Origin of the sequence: Ramlibacter sp. (assembly GCF_050250995.1) — a bacterium.
Lineage (GTDB): Bacteria > Pseudomonadota > Gammaproteobacteria > Burkholderiales > Burkholderiaceae_C > Ramlibacter.
This window is the reverse complement of record NZ_JBFWNP010000079.1, coordinates 1-15,711: the sequence shown is the minus strand read 5'-3', so window position 1 is coordinate 15,711 and position 15,711 is coordinate 1. Positions and strand designations below refer to the sequence as shown.

Here is a 15,711-nt window from a genome sequence, read left to right as displayed (position 1 = left end):
ATTCCACCGTCACTCCGGGCCACGCGCGACTGCCCACCATCACGGCGGAACGTTGCCCGCGATCACGATGGAACGCTGCCCGCCATCGCGTGGAATGGGTGCCCGCGATCAGTGGAATAGGCACTTGACGACGCGACCTACCTCAAGCTGCTCACCAAGACCTGCAACCAGGTGCTGCAGACGCCGGGGCGCGAGGTGCAGTCGGTGGCGCAGGCGAGCTTCGACGCCTGGGTAAAGTACTACCGGCAGGACGAGAACACGGCCAACGCCACGGTCAGCTACTACACGAAGGGCGCGCTGGTGGCGCTGTGCTTCGACCTCACGCTGCGTTCCGAAGGCCATGCAAGCCTCGACAACGTCATGCGCGCCCTGTGGACGCGCTGCAAGGCGGGCCCGATGGCCGAGTCGGACTTCGCCGCGGTGCTGCGCGAACTCGGCGGCCGCGCATTCACGCGCGAGCTCGCGGCCTGGGTCCACGGCACGCGCGAGCTGCCGCTGAAGGAATTGCTCGAGCGCCACGGCATTACCGTGCTCGACGAGCCCTCGCAACTGCAGCAGCGCCTGGGCATCCGCAGCGCGGAGACCAACGGCATCGTGCAGATCAAGGCGGTGCTGCGCGGCGGCGCGGCCGAACAGGCCGGACTGGCCGCGAACGATGAGTGGCTGGGCGTCGAAGTGGCGGGATCCGCCTGGCGGCTCGCGAAACTCGACGACCTCACGCTCTATGCGGGCACGCACCGCAAGGTCACGGCGATCGTCGCGCGCGACCGTCGCCTGCTGCGTTTCGAGCTCGGCATCCCGGCATCGGCGACGACCTGGCGCCTCGTGATGCGCGACCCGGCGCTGGCGCAGGCCTGGCTGGGTCCGCAGGGCTGAGCTACGGCTTGCGCTGGTCGAGCACGCGCCTGGCCTTGCCCATGCTGCGCTCGATGCCGCCGCTCGGCCGCAGTTCCACGCGAGCACTCGTTCCCACATAAGCCTTGATGTCGTGCGACAGGCGCTGCGCGGCGTCCTGCGCTTGCGGGCTCTCGTGCGACAGGTCCTGGCGGCACTCCACCGCCACCGTCAGCGAATCCATCGGCCCTTCGCGCGTGAGGATGCACAGGTAGTGCGGCGCGAGTTCGGCGCACTTGAGGATGAGTTCCTCGATCTGCGTGGGAAACACGTTCACGCCGCGCACGATCATCATGTCGTCGCTGCGGCCGGTGATCTTTTCCATCCGGCGCATCGTGCGCGCCGTGCCGGGCAACAGCCGCGTGAGATCGCGCGTGCGGTAGCGGATGATGGGCAGCGCCTCTTTCGTGAGGCTCGTGAACACCAGCTCGCCGAGTTCGCCGTCGGCCACCGGCTCGCCCGTTTCCGGGTTCACGATCTCCGGATAGAAATGATCCTCCCAGATCGTGGGGCCATCCTTGGTCTCCACGCACTCGTTGGCGACGCCCGGCCCCATCACTTCGGAAAGTCCGTAGATGTCCACCGCGTCCATGCCCATGCGCTGCTCGATGGCCGCGCGCATGTCGTTGGTCCACGGCTCCGCGCCGAAGATGCCGAGGCGCAAACTGCTTTGCGCGGGATCGAGCCCCTGCCGCTCGAACTCGTCGGCGATGGCGAGCATGTAGCTCGGGGTCACCATGATGATGTCGGGCTTGAAATCGGCGATGAGCTGCACCTGCCGTTCGGTCTGGCCGCCGCCGAAGGGCACGACGGTCAGGCCGAGTTTCTCCGCGCCGTAGTGCGCGCCGAGACCGCCCGTGAAGAGCCCGTAGCCGTAGCTCACATGCACCAGGTCGCCGGGCCGCGCGCCGCTGGCGCGGATGCTGCGCGCCATGACGTGCGACCAGGTCTCGATGTCGGCCTTCGTATAGCCCACGACGGTGGGCTTGCCGGTCGTGCCGCTCGACGCATGGATGCGCACGCACTGCGTGCGCGGCACGGCGAACATGCCGTAGGGATAGGCATCGCGCAGGTCGCGCTTGGTCGTGAACGGAAACTTCTTCAGGTCGACGAGGCTGCGGCAGTCGTCCGGATGCACGCGCGCCTCGTCGAACTTGCGGCGGTACACGGGCGAGTTGTCGTAGGCGTGGCGCAGCGTCTGCTTCAGCCGCTTGAACTGCAGCGCGCGCAGTTCGTCGACGCTCGCCCGCTCGATGGGTTCCAGCGCGAAGCTTCCGGTCGTCATGCGCCCTCCTGCGGAATCACCGTCCCCGCGATCTGCGCGCTCTTGCCGCGGAACATCGCCACGACTTCATCGCGCTGGTTCGTCACCTTCATGTCGTAGATGCCGTGGCGGCCTTGCAGCACGCGCTCGATGCCCTCGCACGTCAGTACGTCGCCGAGCTGCCCGGGCTTGAGGAATTCGATGGTGCAGCCCGCGGCCACCGCCACCTTGTTGTGGCTGTTGCACGCGAATGCGAAGGTGGAGTCGGCCAGCGTGAAGATGAATCCGCCGTGGCAGATCTTGTGGCCATTGAGCATGGGTTCGCGCACGGTCATGCGCATCACCGCGCGGCCGGGCTCGCAGGTCACGAGTTCCATCCGCATGAACTCGCGGCTCGCGGCGTCGGCCGCGAACATCGACTCGCCGACTTGCCTTGCGAGGTCGGCCGGGGTCATCAGCCGCCGCCGAGCCGCCTCAAGGCGGCTGAAGCCCCCTCGGGGGGCAGCGCAGTACACGAAGTGACAAGCGTGGGGGCCATCATTCGCCTTTGAAGTTGGGGGTCCGCTTCTCGCGGAACGCCATCACGCCTTCGATGTAGTCGTGCGTGCGGCCGAGCGCCGACTGCGTGTCGCGCTCCTCGTCGAGCTGTGCATCGAGGTCCTGCGAGGCGGCCTTGCGCAGCATCCGCCGCGTCTCCACGAGCGCCTTGGTCGGCATGGCGGCGAGCCGCTCGGCCACCTTCAGCGCGGCCGCCACGACGTCCTCGCCTTCCGGCGCGACGTCCCAGATCATTCCCCATTCCTTCGCGTCCTTCGCGGAAATCCTGTCGCTGAGCATCGCCGCGCCCATCGCGCGCGCCAGGCCGAGCTTCTTGATGAGGAACCAGGTGCCGCCCGCGTCGGGGATCAGGCCGATCTTGCTGAAGGCGAGCGTGAAGCTCGCGTTCGATGCCGCGATGGACAGGTCGCACGTCATCGCCAGCGAAACGCCGGCGCCTGCGACGATGCCGTTGACCGCACCCACGGTGGGCACGCGCAATGCCATCAGGCGACGCGCGGTGGGGTTGAAGGCCTGCTCGATGATCGGGCCGGGGTCGGCGCGCTTCACGAGGTCGGGTCCGGGCGCGAAGTCGAACTCGGCGAGGTCCGCCCCGGCGCAGAAGCCGCGGCCGGCGCCGGTGATGACGCACGCGCGGATGGAGGTGTCGGCCTCGATGCGATCGAGCGCGGCCCACAGGTCGTGGTGCATCTGCCGCGTGAAGCTGTTGAGCGCCTGCGGGCGGTTGAGCGTGATGAGCGCCACCGCGCCCCGGGTCTCGAAGAGGACCGTCTTGTCTTCCATGGGCTTTGTCTCCTGCTCGCGCCACTCTAGCATCAGGCTGGTAGAGTGCTTCGCGAAACAGGAGAAACGCCATGTCGTACGAAAACATCCAGGTCCGCACTGAAGCCGGCAAGGTCGGCATCGTCACGCTCAACCGGCCCAAGGCGCTGAACGCATTGAACGACCAGCTGATGGACGAGCTGGGCGCGGCGCTCAAGGCCTTCGACGCGGACGACGCGATCGGCTGCATGGTGCTGACCGGCAGCGAGAAGGCCTTCGCCGCGGGCGCGGACATTTCGGCCATGGCGAAGTACAACTTCGACGAGGTGTTCCGCCGCGACTTCATCACGCGCAACTGGGAATCGATCCGCACCGTGCGCAAGCCCGTCATCGCGGCCGTGAGCGGCTTCGCCCTGGGCGGCGGCTGCGAGCTGGCGATGATGTGCGACTTCATCATCGCCGCCGACAACGCGAAGTTCGGCCAGCCCGAGATCAAGATCGGCATCATCCCCGGCGCGGGCGGCACGCAGCGGCTGCCGCGCGCCGTCGGCAAATCGAAGGCCATGGACATGGCGCTGACCGGCCGCATGATGGACGCGGCCGAAGCCGAGCGCAGCGGCCTCGTGAGCCGCGTGGTGCCGCTCGACAAGTTGATGGATGAGGCGCTCGGCGCCGCGTTGATGATCTGCGGCTATTCGCAGCTCGCCGTGATGGCGGCGAAGGAGGCGGTGAACCGCTCCTTCGAGGCCAGCCTGAACGATGGCCTGATGTACGAGCGGCGCATGTTCCACGCCCTCTTCGCGACGGCGGACCAGAAGGAAGGCATGGATGCGTTTTTGGGCAAGCGGGCGCCGGAGTTCAAGCATCGGTGAGGCATCCCGGCGTCGTCGAATCCCCCGTCGTCCATGCCTCCCCGCCTTCGATTCGCGAGCATCGACGAGTACGTTGCCGCATCCGATCCCGGGGTGCAGGAGATCCTCGCGACGATCCGCAAGCGGGTCGCCGCCGCGATCCCGGACGCCGCCGAGTGCATCGGCTACCAGATGCCCGCGTTTCGCCGCAAGAAAGTGTTCTTTTACTTCGCGGCGTTCAAGAAACACATCGGGGTGTATCCGCCACTCCATGACCCTGCGCTCGACGCCGAGCTTGTTCGGTACCGTGGACCCAAGGGAAATCTGCAGTTTCCGTTGAGCGAACCCATGCCCTTCGAGCTGATCGCGCGCGTCGCGCGGTCTTTGGCAACGCAGTACGGGGACGCCAGGACTTAGCGCAGGAGTTCGTCCTGCAAAGCCTGCAGCAAGGTGGAGTCGGGTTGGAGAATGCGGCTCGGCCCGCTGCCCGGCGTCCAGCGTGCGAGGGGCGGTGCGATTTCAAGCAGGCCCACGACGGTCTCCCCTTCTCTCAACAAGACGGTTGTCGCGGCGACCTCGCTCCAGGGGATGCTCGCGGAGGTCGAGCGAACGACACGGTCGAGAAGTTCCGGAACGCGTGGGACCGCGCTTCGCGCGAGCGTGAATTCCCGGCCGGCGGCCCGAACGCGCAAGTCCGTCCATGAAACGGCTGCAGCCCTCGCGGCAGAAGGTGCCGCCGGTGGCGCCCGGGGCGCCGCGCGCAGTTGCTCGGAACGCGCGGCCGGTGCGGCCGACGCCGGCGGCCGATCGACTTCGTCGCGCATGCCCTGTTGCGCGGTGGGTGCTGTCACTGCGGTTGCCGGGAGCGCGGGTGAAGGCGGCGCCTCAGGCGGAGGGACCGGAGACAGGGCCGGGGTCTCCGGCGGCGGGGATTTCGCCCGCGACTCGACCGACTTCGTCGCCGGCAATTGATTCGCCGCGTGGTCGGTCGCGGAAGGCGCAGCCGCAACCGTGGACTGCGACGCGGCAGGCGCAGGCGCCTCCGCACGTGGCTGCGCCTTGTCCGCCATCGCCGACTCCGGCCTCGCGCCGGGCACTTCTTCATCGCGCCACATCAGCGTGACCAGCGAGGCGAGCAGCAGGGTGGCGAACGCGGCATTCCACGGCATGCGTTGTTGAGGGCTCGCGAACCAGCGTCGCCACCACGGCATGTCACTCGCCGCCGCAGGGGCGACCGCCTTGCGCGCGGCTTCGAGCACGGCCGCCCGCACCGCGGCCGGGGGCGCCGACGCGTCCTCGTCCGCCGACTGCAGGGCGCGCGCCAGCCTCGCATCGCGATACTCGGTCATGCGGTGCGCTCCATGACCTGCAGATACGCGTGCATGCAGCCGCGCAGTTTCTGCAGCGCGTAACGCAGACGGCTCTTCGCCGTCTCGAACGGCAGCGCGAGCCGCTGCGCCATGTCCTCGACGCTCGCGCCGTCTTCGTGGTGCAGCAGAAAGGCCGCACGCTGGGCGGCCGGCAAGGCGTCGAGACAGGTCAGCAACTGCCGCCCCGCCGCGCGCCAATGCGCCTCGTCTTCGCTCGAGGGATGCGTGCGATCCAGCTTGCCCGCGAGCCACTCGAGCGGGTCGTCGCCGTCGTCCGACGCTTCCAGCGGCTGTTCGCGCCCGCTCGTGCGCAGGCGATCCATCGCCGCGTTGTGTGCGATCGTGAACGCCCAGGTGCGCCATGCCGCACCCTGCGGCACGAAGCTCGTGCGCGCCGCCACGATGCGCATCCACGTGTCCTGGAACACCTCGTCCACCTGCGCCGCGAGCGCCGTGCCGAGCAGGCGGCGCACGAAGCGGTGCAGCGCCTGCTCGTGGCGCGAATAGAGCGTCTCGAACGCGGCGACGTCGCCTTGCGCATAGGCCAGCATCAAAGCTTCGTCGGGCATGTCGAGGGGCGCGCGGGGCATGGACAGATTTTCACACCACGTTGTACGGGGGCCGGCGCGGATCGGGGTTAACGACAAGCGAAGAAATTCACCCTGCTTCATTCCGGCGGCCGTTCAACCGGGACCTTTCACGCTGGAGATCCCATGAATCGCCCTTCCACCCGCCTCCTCGGCGTCGCCCTGCCCGCCTTGCTCGTCGCGTGCGGCGTCACCGCGCAATCGCCGGAGCCCGAGCCGCCTTGGCCGCGCCTGAAACCGGTGGCGCAACCGCAGCACCAGCCGCGCGTGCGCACGAGGCCGAATTTCGAGGCGCCATCCGCGACGCATTGCAGCCGTCCGGTGTCCATGCGCGAGATCCCCGGCCGCTTCGGCAACAACAGCCAGCCAGAGGAGTTGCATCGCCGCCGCAGGGCCGGGGACGCGATGGCGGACGGGGCGACTTCGGCTCCCTCGCCTTCAATAGCCGCCGCACCGTTGCGTGCCGAACGCCGCGAAGCCGCGAAGAGCATTGCGCCCTCGGCCCCGCTGCCGGTTGCACCCCAGGCGGCGCCATCGCAGTCGCAGCAACCCGTCCCCGGCCCCGTCACGGCCGGCGTCGTCGACGACAACGCCGACTTCACTTCGTACCTCGCCTTCCGCAACCGCACTCGTGTCGCGCATCGCCCGCGCGATGTCCGCGACCGCTATCTGCTCGAGGTGAAGGATGCGCGCGGCCGTGGTGTGGCCGATGCCGAAGTCGCGGTGTACGGCACGAGCGGCCACGCGATGTGGGCGCGCACCGATGCGGGCGGACGCGTGTGGCTGCACCCGGACGCCTTCGATCCCTCGCGTTCTGCACAGTACGACGTGCGCGTGCGCAAGCTCGGACACGAATCGGGCGCGAGGCTCGTGCGCGGCCAGAAGAGCGCCGTCGAAGTACGGCTCGACGCGCCGGCCGCGCAGCCGCGCGCACGCCTCGACCTCGTGTTCCTGATCGACGCCACCGGCTCGATGGCCGACGAGATCGACAAGCTGAAGGCGACGCTGCGCACGATCGTCGCGGAAGTCTCGGCGCTTCCGAGCCGCCCCGACCTGTGCCTCGGGCTGGTGGCCTATCGCGACCGGGGCGATGCGTTCCTCGTCCGCACGCACGACTTCACCGACGACGTGGGCGGCTTCCTGAGCGGCGCGCTGATCCCCTTGCGGGCGGCCGGTGGCGGCGACTATCCCGAGGCGATGAACGAGGCGCTGCACGAGACCGTGCATGAACTGAGCTGGCGCGGCGACGGCGCGACGCGCATGGTCGTCCTGCTCGCGGATGCGCCGCCACACCTGGACTACGGCGCGCCGCACTACGACGACGATATGCTGGCCGCGCTGGGCAAGGGCATCAAGGTGTTCGGCGTGGGCGCGAGCGGGCTGGACAAGCAGGGCGAATTCATCCAGCGGCAGATCGCGCAGTACACGGGCGGCCGTTTCGTTTTCCTCACCTACGCGGACGCCCGCAACCCTTCGAGCGGCGCGGGACGGGAGACAGTTCACGACGTGAAGAACTATTCGGTGGACACCCTCGACCGCCTGATCGTGCGGTTGGTGACCGATGAGCTGGGCAAGCTTTCGGGTCCGCTATAATCGTGGGTTCTAGGCGCTTTAGCTCAGTCGGTTAGAGCGACGGAATCATAATCCGCAGGTCCGGGGTTCGAATCCCTGAAGCGCCACCAGGTTCAAACGGCCTGCCTCTACCGAGGCAGGCCGTTTTGCATTTCAGGCCGCGACCCGGATATGAAATGCACTCTACTTCTTCGTTCCCGGAAAGGCCGGGTGGGCAGGACTGTTCACAGATCGCGATACGTCCTCCCTGAATGCCTCCGTACTACGATGTACACAAACCATCACAGAGCAGTACAACGATGTCGAGCACGATGACCATCCGACTGGAGGACGACATGAAAACCCGGCTGGAGCACTTGGCCGAGTCCACGCATCGAAGCAAGTCGTGGCTTGCCTCGGAAGCCATCCGTCAGTACGTCGAGAGCAACGAATGGCAAATCGCCGAAGTTCGAGCTGCCTTGAAGGAGGCCGATTCCGGAGACTTCGCGACGGAGAAGGAAGTCGGTGCGGTGGTAAAGCGGTGGAAGGTGAATGCAGGTTAAGTGGCTGCGCGAGGCGCTGCGAAATCTGGACCATGAAGCGGCATACATCGCCGAAGACGATCGGGCTGCGGCGAGCCTCGTGGTAGGTCGTGTGATGGACGCCGTCGCGATGCTCGAGACCCAGCCCGGAGCGGGACGACTTGGCCGCTTGCCGGGCACGCGCGAGCTCGTTGTACCGAAAACACGATGCCTCGTTCCCTACCGCGTCCGCGGAGAGATCGTCGAAATTCTGCGGGTGTTCCACGCGTCGCGCAGGCCGCCACCGAAGTGGTAGCCAGGAGAGCGGTCAGACGACCCGCGTACGCTCTGCTCTCCAGGTGCTTCGGGCCTCGCCATCCGCGCACGGAACCCGCCGCAATTCCGAACCACCGCTGCGCCATCACGTTTGAGCTGCACAAGGCGGGCAGCGTAATTGGGATCTGGCCCCAATTTCCCCCTCGAGCGACATGCCGCGCGATCCGTCCTGGCCTGCGTGGCAGCTCGATCTGGAAGCGTTGGCGAAGTCCGAGGGGGACATGGCTATCGCGGTGTGCCTCACCCACGACGTGGTCCCAGCTGTGAAGGCGCACATCGCTGCTTCGCTGCCGCAGGTGAGTTCCTTGTTGATCGCAAGACCCACGTGCAGTGCGGGCGCGAAATCCGTCATTTGCGGTCCGCACGCGTTCGATCTGGCAGAGGCATTGTCACTACAGATCAACCTGAAGCCCCAGATCAACAGGCCGCCGCTGCATCTTTTCATCGCGGCACCAAATGCGTTCACATTCTTCCTCGGGCAGCGCCAGCCCGGCCTCGGTAAGACCACGCTGTACGAATACGACTTCGAAGGCGGAAATGGCGGTGGCTATAAACCATCTCTTGCATTACCCATCTGAGCTTTCTTCGCGCAGCCACTGCCATGCGCTATCAATCACGCGCTGGAAGCGGTGGAAGTTGAATGCAGGTTAGGTGGCTGGGCGAGGCGCCGCGATCTGGAACATGACGCTGAATACGTCGCCGAGGACGATCCGGCTGCGGCGAGCCTCGTGGTAGGTCGTGTGATGGACGCCGTCGCGATCCAGTCGCCCTCGAATCGGCAAGCCGCACGAGCCGAATGCGGCGAAATATGGTGGAGGCGAGAAAGGTCGCTTCGGACGCCGATCATCGGTCCGATTCCTGGACTTCGTCGAGATCGAAAACCTCTTGGTCAATAAAGCGCCCTTGGTTGCGCAGCGCCGGCAGCAATTCATTGTCTGCATAGGCACAACCCGTGTGGCCGGGGTCCGTCTGCTGGGCCTTGGCAGCCAGTTCCGGAGGGTGGCCTGCACCGGCTGCCAGCGGCCTTGCCAATTGACTGTAGCCGGGTTGCCAGGCACAAGCCTGAGGAAAGACTTCGCGCAAGCTCGCGAGGATTTGCATGCCAGCGTAGTCGAGGTCGCCGAAAAAGCTCACCGGCATGGCCGGCACGCCGGATTGATCGTCCTTCAACGGTTGGAACAGCCAACTCTCGATCTCCGGCAATGCCGCGATTGACGCTGGCGCACGCAGGTAGAGGCGGCATCCGGCGCGGGAACGCAACCTGCGGGCGCTGCTCCGGAACCCTGCCGCATAGACCAGCAGGCTGCCCGCCCAGGCCGTGGCCCGTGTGTCGGCCATGTGCTCGAAGGTCACGAGGTTCTCGATGAACAATACCTCACTGAAGGCCCGGCCACCACCACCACGGCTATGCGCGAGATCGCCTCCGGGTGGTGCCAGCAGCAACTGGATCGGGGCCTCGGTGAACTGGCCCGAAGTCGCGCCCAGCAATCTCAGCAGTTCCTCACGGTGGTCCAGCACCTTGGAGCGGCTTTGGAAGGCGCGTGCAGAGGCTTCTCGCAGGGCCATCGCTTGGCCCGACTTGCATAGGGCGACTAATGTGGCAAGGCTCTGTGTGGCTTCTTCTACCGGCAAGCCTTCCACTGGGACCAATGGGCTGCGGGCGAGGTGGTCCAGCACGGCAGCAGGATTGGCAGGCGCCTCATGCGGGTTCGCCGCCCAGTGGGCGGCGAGGTGCGTTCGCCACTTCTGCCGCCAGCGCTGGGCCTGTGGTGTGTACCCGGCCCAGGCCGCCAGAGCGTTGAAATCGCATAACTCCATCTGGGGCTTGCGGTCGCTGAAGCCGGCGAACGCGCGGGGCGCCTCCAGCAGCAACGTCACCCAGCCGGTGGCGCACAGGTCATCGAGTTGCATGCGCAGCAACTGGATCTGGTCGGCATCCACGGCATCGTGCAACTCGGGCGCAGCCTTGCGGTCCAGCGACAGGCGCACCGGCCGCTGAGTCGTGCTGCGTTCAGCCTTGGCGAGCAGCGACCGTGCCAGGCGCAGCAGGAGTGGATGCGGCGAAGGCGGATCGGACCGCGAGGACGATTCGGGCGTGTCCATGATCAGGGCGAGAACCCGCCATTGGCATCTTCGGCTGTCGAACCTGGGATCTGCGCCTGGGCCTGTTGCGCGATCCACTGGGCGCGCGCAGCCTCGCGGGCCTGCTCGGCATGCGCGTCCCACAGCCGGGCCAGGGCCGGGCGGTTGAGCGTCTTCTCCTGCGCTTCGCTGATGAACAACTCTTGACCATCGCGCCGAGCCATCACCTTGGAGAAAGTGAACTCCTTGTCGAACTCGGGCTTGACCGCGCCCGACTTGGACGTGGGCATGGCCACGACGAGTTGCAACCCCAGCGTCTGCGAAAGGAACTGCAGTACGTTGCGCGAGCGCGTCTCGTCCATCTTGGAAAAAGCCTCATCGCTGAGCATCAGCCGCAAGGCAGGTGCCTCGCGGCGGTCGCGGCCGAAGTGCCCGAGCGCATGGGCCAGCACGGCCGAGCGCACCACGTAAAAAGGCGTTTCCAGCTCGCCGCCCGAGCCTGTGCCCCAGGTGGACAGCCGCGTGGTCCCGACCGGGCTGGTGCGCAGGATGTCGTAGCGCCGGTAGTTTCGGTAGTCGGCCAGTTCGCGCAACGCGCGTTCGCTTGCGCCCTGGTCGTTGGCCAGCAGCAGCCGGCGGATTTCCTCCGCGGTAGCGCGCTGTTCGTCGGTGAGCCGAGGCGATGTGAAGATGGAGCCACGGTCATTCGCCAGCCCTTCAACCGCGCTTTCCACCGCCTCGAAGAAATCCTGCACCTTCTGCATGCGCGGCACCCAGTCCCATTCCAGCCTGAAGGTGTCGCTGCCGAAGCGGATGTCTTGCAGGTGGCGATTGAGCCGCTGCAGTGTCAGCGCGCCCTGCTTGACATCGTCGCGCACCTTGAAGCAGAAGCTGCTGGTGAAGACATGGTTGAACTGACCTTCGGCTTCGCGCAATGCGCGCGCGTTGTCCGCCAAGCCAATGGCGCGTTGGCGCTGAGCCTGCTCGACGATGGCAGCGCGGGTGCGCTCGACCAGCGGGAGCAACTCTTCGAGACGGTCGACGCTACGCGGCGGATCGGCCCAGGTGAAGCGCTCGCTGTCGTCGCGCGCACCGGAGAGGTAGGCGCCCACCGCCTGGGCAAGCTCGCGCAATGTGCGCGGCAGGCCTTCGCGCAGGCTCTGCATGCGATGACGCAGCGCGTCCAGGCTGGTTTCCGGTTCGGCCGCCAGCACCTGGGCCTCGTCGAGCAGTTGGAGCTCGGTAGCCAGGGCGGGCACGGCACCTGCGAAGCGCGAGGCCCAGACCGTTGAGTTGGTGCATGCGATGTCGAGATCGGGTATGCGCTCCGCCAGGCCTTTCTCGCGGCGGCGCAGCTCTACCAGTTCCTTGTCGGTCGCACCGACTTGCTTCAACACTTCGTCGCGGTGCCCGGTGACGCTGCCGATGCGAGCCTTCAGGTCCTTCTGCTCGGCCAACAGTTCGTCGATGGCCGACAAGTCCAACGCCTTGAACGCCTGTTCGGCGTGGGCATGCTGGGACTGGCTCTCCAGCACGGCAAGGAGCAGGGGCGTCAGAGGCGTAAACACGGGGCCGTTGAACATGCGAGAAATCGCCAGCAGCGACTGGCGCAGCGCCTGCAAGGCGCGCACCTCGATCACCAAGCGCTGGAGTTCGTCCTCGCACCACTGCCGACGCCGCTGCCGCGCGGCCTCACCGAAGGCCATGTCGCCATCGGGTACGCGGCAGGCAAACATGCCGTAGCCCCGGCTGCCCAGGCCTTCCTCCATCAAGCCCTGTGGGGTGCGTGCCAGTTCTTCTTCGGTGTCCACCTTGCGCACGCGGCCGTACTGCGCCAGCAGGAAGGCGTGGGCCACCGGGTGGTGGCAGACCAGTTCGTGCAGAACGGCACGGGCCTCCAGCTGTCGGCCTTCGGTGTCCTCCATCGCCTTGCGCCCCTGCACGACCTTGGGTGAGCGGGCGCGGTAGTGCTGCTTGACCAGTCGGGCGCATCGCGCCTCTGTACCGGCCTCGACAATGATCGCGAAGCGGTCACCGCCCATGTAGCCTTCGATTGCGTTCTGCCAGCGCGTGCCGTGGCGCGGTTCTACCAGTTGCGCCAGCAGGTGGGGACGGGCCGACGGAAGCTCGCGCTCGATCAGCGCCACGGCGTCATGGACATCCTTCGGCCCCTGCGTCCGGCCGGACTGCAGGCGACGCAGTTCGGCATCGCGCTGTTCGATGTCGTCTTTCAACTTGTTCAGTTGAACACCCACGTCGGTCAATGCCTGCAGTACCGCACCTTGCACAGAGCCTTCGCCGTCGTGGAGCTTCTGGCGCAAGCTCGACAGCTGCGTGTCGAAGGCTTCCAGCTCGAACGCGGGTAGTGCGACGTCCAGCATCGCATCGCGTGCATAGGCCTGAGCCATGGCTGGCCAGAGCTTGAGCACCTGCTGCGCGGCGGGGCGCAATGCTTGCACCGCGCCAGCCAGCGCCGGCACGGCCGACAGGTCCAGCTCCAGCAGTTGTCCAAGCTGGGTGGCCATGCCGCCGATGCCGCGCGCGGCCTCCTGCACGCGGCCCCAGTGCAGGCGGAACTGGTCGGCCTGCAGCCGGATATGGTTTTCCAGCGCCTGCTTCTCGCGTGCCACGTCGCTGTCGTCCAGGCGCTTGTCCACCGCACGCAATAGTTCGCGTAACTGAGTCTCCTGCGCTTCGAGCGAGGCCAGCTTCTCCTGCAGCTGTGCGTGCTTCCGGTCCTGCGTAGCGATCTGGCGTAGCACCGAGGCCAGTTCATCCTGGGCCTCGCCGCGCGTGCGCAGGGCATGGGCAATGGTGGTGGTGACGAATCGCCGTGCCTCGTCCATCACTTGGTCGGCGCTCGCCTGCGCGGTGTCGAGCCGCTCCAGATTCAATGCCAGGCGTTCGGCCTCCAGCTTGAGGCTGGCGATGGAGCGCATCAGCTCGCGCATCTTGTCGAGGTCTTTGCCGAAATCGTGCGGCTCGAGGATCTCGTCGCGCACCAGATCGTTGACATTGCCCAGTTCCTTGTACGCCATGGCCTTGACGAGCGACTTGGCCGCACGCGTGGCATCGTGCTCGCCGACCGCTGTCTTGCCCATCAGCGCGCCATAGAGATGTTGGAGGTAACCGCCTTTGTCGGGAAAGCGCTGCACCACCACGGCTGCCTTGTCGGCAGGGGTTTGCAAGCGGTGCTGGAGTTGCACATAGATCTCCTTCAGCGGCAATGGCGAGGCGGCGAGTGCCTCGCCTGCCCGGCGCGCCAGATGGTCCAGCGACAGTTCCCGGCGCACGATGAAGAACTGCGGCGTGCCCTGCAGCACAGCGCGCCGGCCGTCCTCGAAAGCTTCCACGCCCACCAATGCCGTGAAAGGCTCGGCGTGCTCCCCTGCCCGATCGGAAGCTTCGAACACGATGCCGGCGTAGCTGGTCGAGCGGGTGCGCAGGAATACACCGTCAGCCTGCTGTCCGAGTGCGTAGGCGGCCAGGGTGCGCGGCTCCTTGCCGCCACGCCGGCTCTGCGTGGACTCGTCCTGGCCGATGTTGAACTGCACCACATGCTGGTGCGCGGCGGTCAGCACGGTCTGGATGGCATCGAGCAGCGTGGACTTGCCTGAACCCGATTCGCCAGTCAGCAGCACGGCGTCGGCAAAAGGCCATTCGCGATCTTCCAGCGAGCCCCAGTGCCAGGTGAGCAGCTTGGCGAGTTTCATGCGCCTTCCTTGGTCGTCGATTGCTCGGAAAGCGTGGAAGATGTCCGGCACCCTGCGATCCGCAGGGCCTCGTCCAGAGCTTCATCGCTGACGAAGCTCATCACCGGTCGCAGCACGGCCAAGCCCATTTGCATGTCCCCCGCGTCATCGCCCTCGACGAAATGCAGAACGCGATGCTTGCGCAATTCGCGCAGCAGGACGATCCGCTCGCTGGCCGCGTTGGGCAGCTTGTGCGCCAACAGAGACACCACGGCCTGCGACAGTTCCTCCAGGCTGATGGCCAGGCGCTCGTCGACCAGCGGGCGGCGTCCGGTCAGCGCCTCGGTGTAGAGAAAGCGCAGGGCGATCACGGCGGCCACGAAGTCACGCGACAGACGGGCACGCAGTCGGCGCACACCATCTTCTTCGTCGTCACCACCGCCTTCGCCTGGCGGGTACAGCCGTAAAAGGCGCGCATCGCTGTCATGCACCAGCACGAAGCCGATGCAGGCGAACCATTCGCGCAGCAACTGCTCGCACTGGATGGCGTCGTCGTACAGAGTCGCTTCGGGCCGGGAAAGCTCGCGCCAGACCACGCCGCTGGCCAGCAGTCGCCCGGCCAACTCGGCGAAGCGTGCAGGTTTGACGTTGGCGGCGCCTTCGGTGGTCAACCGCTGTTCGATGTAATGCGCAAGAGACTGCAGCATGACGTGTTCAGTGTCCCCTGCCGGCGCTACTGGACGGTACGCCCATCCCGTCCATCGGTTCGACGCTCAATTCGTAATCGTCGGCCTGGAAGTAGGGCGTGCTCACCTGCCCTGCCGTCTTTCGGGCCTGTATCAGGCGACGTCCCTCGGCAGACCGCGCCGCACCCACGGCATGCAGCAGGCGCACCGCATCCTCGGCGGTGTCCACCGGCAGTGCAGCCAGCGTGATGGGGCCGCCATGCAAGTGGGGCAAAAGGCCTTGCAGCACCTTCTGATCGCTGAAGGCGAACGCCTCGGCCTCGGCCCGGCGCTGCAGCGCATTCAGGCGGCTGGCCTCATCCACCACCAGTGGGGTTTGCGCCAGGGCCTCGGCTTCGCGGTCGCGCACCGTCCACCGCAGTATCCCTCCGGTGTCTGTCCGAGCATCCCCGTCTCGTGACGGGAGGGCCATTCTTCAGATGTCGAGGACGTGCCGCAGCGCGCCGTAGGTCACGCTCCAGGACGCGGTGTCGGTTTTGACGGTTGCGGTCTTGGGA

Annotated in this window: 15 protein-coding genes, 1 tRNA gene and 1 pseudogene; 8 read left to right on the top strand and 9 right to left on the bottom strand. The window is 66.7% G+C overall.

What is annotated here, in order from left to right; translation table 11 throughout:
* Positions 1 to 123 precede the first annotated feature (123 nt).
* A pseudogene (locus tag AB7E83_RS26985) lies at positions 124 to 876 on the top strand (M61 family metallopeptidase); the annotation flags it as partial.
* Between the two features lies 1 nt (position 877).
* On the opposite strand, the gene paaK reads toward AB7E83_RS26985, so the two are convergent.
* From paaK to AB7E83_RS26970, 3 genes are all read right to left on the bottom strand, one after another.
* Positions 878 to 2,179, bottom strand: a complete 1,302-nt coding sequence (gene paaK / locus AB7E83_RS26980) for a phenylacetate--CoA ligase PaaK (RefSeq protein ID WP_428574407.1) — start codon at positions 2,177 to 2,179, stop codon at positions 878 to 880.
* Positions 2,176 to 2,613, bottom strand: coding sequence for a hydroxyphenylacetyl-CoA thioesterase PaaI (paaI, locus tag AB7E83_RS26975; protein ID WP_428574405.1), 438 nt, complete (start codon positions 2,611 to 2,613; stop codon positions 2,176 to 2,178). The genes paaK and paaI overlap by 4 nt, the downstream gene beginning before the upstream one ends.
* Positions 2,614 to 2,695: 82 nt before the next feature.
* Positions 2,696 to 3,499, bottom strand: a complete 804-nt coding sequence (locus tag AB7E83_RS26970) for an enoyl-CoA hydratase-related protein (protein WP_428574403.1) — start codon at positions 3,497 to 3,499, stop codon at positions 2,696 to 2,698.
* A gap of 71 nt (positions 3,500 to 3,570) precedes the next feature.
* On the opposite strand from AB7E83_RS26970, the gene AB7E83_RS26965 reads away from it, so the two are divergent.
* Both AB7E83_RS26965 and AB7E83_RS26960 read left to right on the top strand, forming a co-directional pair.
* Positions 3,571 to 4,350: an enoyl-CoA hydratase gene (locus AB7E83_RS26965; protein ID WP_428574401.1), complete on the top strand. Its 780-nt coding sequence runs from the start codon at positions 3,571 to 3,573 to the stop codon at positions 4,348 to 4,350.
* Positions 4,351 to 4,383: 33 nt separating this feature from the next.
* Positions 4,384 to 4,746, top strand: coding sequence for an iron chaperone (locus tag AB7E83_RS26960; protein ID WP_428574399.1), 363 nt, complete (start codon positions 4,384 to 4,386; stop codon positions 4,744 to 4,746).
* Here AB7E83_RS26960 and AB7E83_RS26955 read toward each other — a convergent pair.
* Both AB7E83_RS26955 and AB7E83_RS26950 read right to left on the bottom strand, forming a co-directional pair.
* Positions 4,743 to 5,678, bottom strand: a complete 936-nt coding sequence (locus AB7E83_RS26955) for a hypothetical protein (RefSeq protein WP_428574397.1) — start codon at positions 5,676 to 5,678, stop codon at positions 4,743 to 4,745. The genes AB7E83_RS26960 and AB7E83_RS26955 overlap by 4 nt on opposite strands.
* Positions 5,675 to 6,289 carry a sigma-70 family RNA polymerase sigma factor gene (locus AB7E83_RS26950; RefSeq protein ID WP_428574395.1) on the bottom strand — a complete coding sequence of 205 codons (615 nt, stop codon included), beginning with the start codon at positions 6,287 to 6,289 and terminating at the stop codon, positions 5,675 to 5,677. Before AB7E83_RS26950 ends, AB7E83_RS26955 begins: the two co-directional genes overlap by 4 nt.
* 123 nt (positions 6,290 to 6,412) lie before the next feature.
* Here AB7E83_RS26950 and AB7E83_RS26945 point away from each other — a divergent pair, with 123 nt between their 5' ends.
* The 5 genes from AB7E83_RS26945 (at position 6,413) to AB7E83_RS26925 (ending at position 9,272) form a co-directional block, all read left to right on the top strand.
* Positions 6,413 to 7,879 carry a VWA domain-containing protein gene (locus tag AB7E83_RS26945; protein WP_428574393.1) on the top strand — a complete coding sequence of 489 codons (1,467 nt, stop codon included), beginning with the start codon at positions 6,413 to 6,415 and terminating at the stop codon, positions 7,877 to 7,879.
* Between the two features lie 12 nt (positions 7,880 to 7,891).
* A tRNA-Met gene (locus AB7E83_RS26940) sits at positions 7,892 to 7,968 on the top strand.
* A gap of 201 nt (positions 7,969 to 8,169) precedes the next feature.
* A complete protein-coding gene (locus AB7E83_RS26935; RefSeq protein ID WP_428574391.1) occupies positions 8,170 to 8,400 on the top strand; it encodes a CopG family ribbon-helix-helix protein in 231 nt (76 codons plus the stop codon).
* The gene (locus AB7E83_RS26930; RefSeq protein WP_428574389.1) at positions 8,390 to 8,674 is read left to right on the top strand and encodes a type II toxin-antitoxin system RelE/ParE family toxin; all 285 of its coding nucleotides are present in this window, start codon (positions 8,390 to 8,392) and stop codon (positions 8,672 to 8,674) included. The genes AB7E83_RS26935 and AB7E83_RS26930 overlap by 11 nt, the downstream gene beginning before the upstream one ends.
* Positions 8,675 to 8,819: 145 nt before the next feature.
* Positions 8,820 to 9,272, top strand: a complete 453-nt coding sequence (locus tag AB7E83_RS26925) for an SAVED domain-containing protein (protein ID WP_428574409.1) — start codon at positions 8,820 to 8,822, stop codon at positions 9,270 to 9,272.
* A gap of 265 nt (positions 9,273 to 9,537) precedes the next feature.
* On the opposite strand, the gene AB7E83_RS26920 is transcribed toward AB7E83_RS26925, so the two are convergent.
* The 4 genes from AB7E83_RS26920 to AB7E83_RS26905 are packed head-to-tail and all read right to left on the bottom strand — an operon-like array spanning position 9,538 to position 15,563.
* The gene (locus AB7E83_RS26920; RefSeq protein WP_428574386.1) at positions 9,538 to 10,797 is read right to left on the bottom strand and encodes a hypothetical protein; all 1,260 of its coding nucleotides are present in this window, start codon (positions 10,795 to 10,797) and stop codon (positions 9,538 to 9,540) included.
* 2 nt (positions 10,798 to 10,799) lie between these two features.
* Positions 10,800 to 14,489, bottom strand: a complete 3,690-nt coding sequence (locus AB7E83_RS26915) for an SbcC/MukB-like Walker B domain-containing protein (protein WP_428574384.1) — start codon at positions 14,487 to 14,489, stop codon at positions 10,800 to 10,802.
* Positions 14,486 to 15,175, bottom strand: a complete 690-nt coding sequence (locus AB7E83_RS26910) for a DUF4194 domain-containing protein (RefSeq protein ID WP_428574382.1) — start codon at positions 15,173 to 15,175, stop codon at positions 14,486 to 14,488. Before AB7E83_RS26910 ends, AB7E83_RS26915 begins: the two co-directional genes overlap by 4 nt.
* 7 nt (positions 15,176 to 15,182) lie before the next feature.
* Positions 15,183 to 15,563 (bottom strand): hypothetical protein, encoded by a 381-nt coding sequence (locus AB7E83_RS26905; protein WP_428574380.1) that lies wholly within the window; start codon positions 15,561 to 15,563, stop codon positions 15,183 to 15,185.
* Positions 15,564 to 15,711: the final 148 nt, after the last annotated feature.

What these genes read in the sequence shown, in the direction of transcription:
- paaK (WP_428574407.1), bottom strand. Translation starts at nt 2,179, where the DNA reads ATGACGACCGGAAGCTTCGCGCTGGAACCCATCGAGCGGGCGAGCGTC.
- paaI (WP_428574405.1), bottom strand. Translation starts at nt 2,613, where the DNA reads ATGACCCCGGCCGACCTCGCAAGGCAAGTCGGCGAGTCGATGTTCGCG.
- AB7E83_RS26970 (WP_428574403.1), bottom strand. Translation starts at nt 3,499, where the DNA reads ATGGAAGACAAGACGGTCCTCTTCGAGACCCGGGGCGCGGTGGCGCTC.
- AB7E83_RS26965 (WP_428574401.1), top strand. Translation starts at nt 3,571, where the DNA reads ATGTCGTACGAAAACATCCAGGTCCGCACTGAAGCCGGCAAGGTCGGC.
- AB7E83_RS26960 (WP_428574399.1), top strand. Translation starts at nt 4,384, where the DNA reads ATGCCTCCCCGCCTTCGATTCGCGAGCATCGACGAGTACGTTGCCGCA.
- AB7E83_RS26955 (WP_428574397.1), bottom strand. Translation starts at nt 5,678, where the DNA reads ATGACCGAGTATCGCGATGCGAGGCTGGCGCGCGCCCTGCAGTCGGCG.
- AB7E83_RS26950 (WP_428574395.1), bottom strand. Translation starts at nt 6,289, where the DNA reads ATGCCCCGCGCGCCCCTCGACATGCCCGACGAAGCTTTGATGCTGGCC.
- AB7E83_RS26945 (WP_428574393.1), top strand. Translation starts at nt 6,413, where the DNA reads ATGAATCGCCCTTCCACCCGCCTCCTCGGCGTCGCCCTGCCCGCCTTG.
- AB7E83_RS26935 (WP_428574391.1), top strand. Translation starts at nt 8,170, where the DNA reads ATGACCATCCGACTGGAGGACGACATGAAAACCCGGCTGGAGCACTTG.
- AB7E83_RS26930 (WP_428574389.1), top strand. Translation starts at nt 8,390, where the DNA reads ATGCAGGTTAAGTGGCTGCGCGAGGCGCTGCGAAATCTGGACCATGAA.
- AB7E83_RS26920 (WP_428574386.1), bottom strand. Translation starts at nt 10,797, where the DNA reads ATGGACACGCCCGAATCGTCCTCGCGGTCCGATCCGCCTTCGCCGCAT.
- AB7E83_RS26915 (WP_428574384.1), bottom strand. Translation starts at nt 14,489, where the DNA reads ATGAAACTCGCCAAGCTGCTCACCTGGCACTGGGGCTCGCTGGAAGAT.
- AB7E83_RS26910 (WP_428574382.1), bottom strand. Translation starts at nt 15,175, where the DNA reads ATGCTGCAGTCTCTTGCGCATTACATCGAACAGCGGTTGACCACCGAA.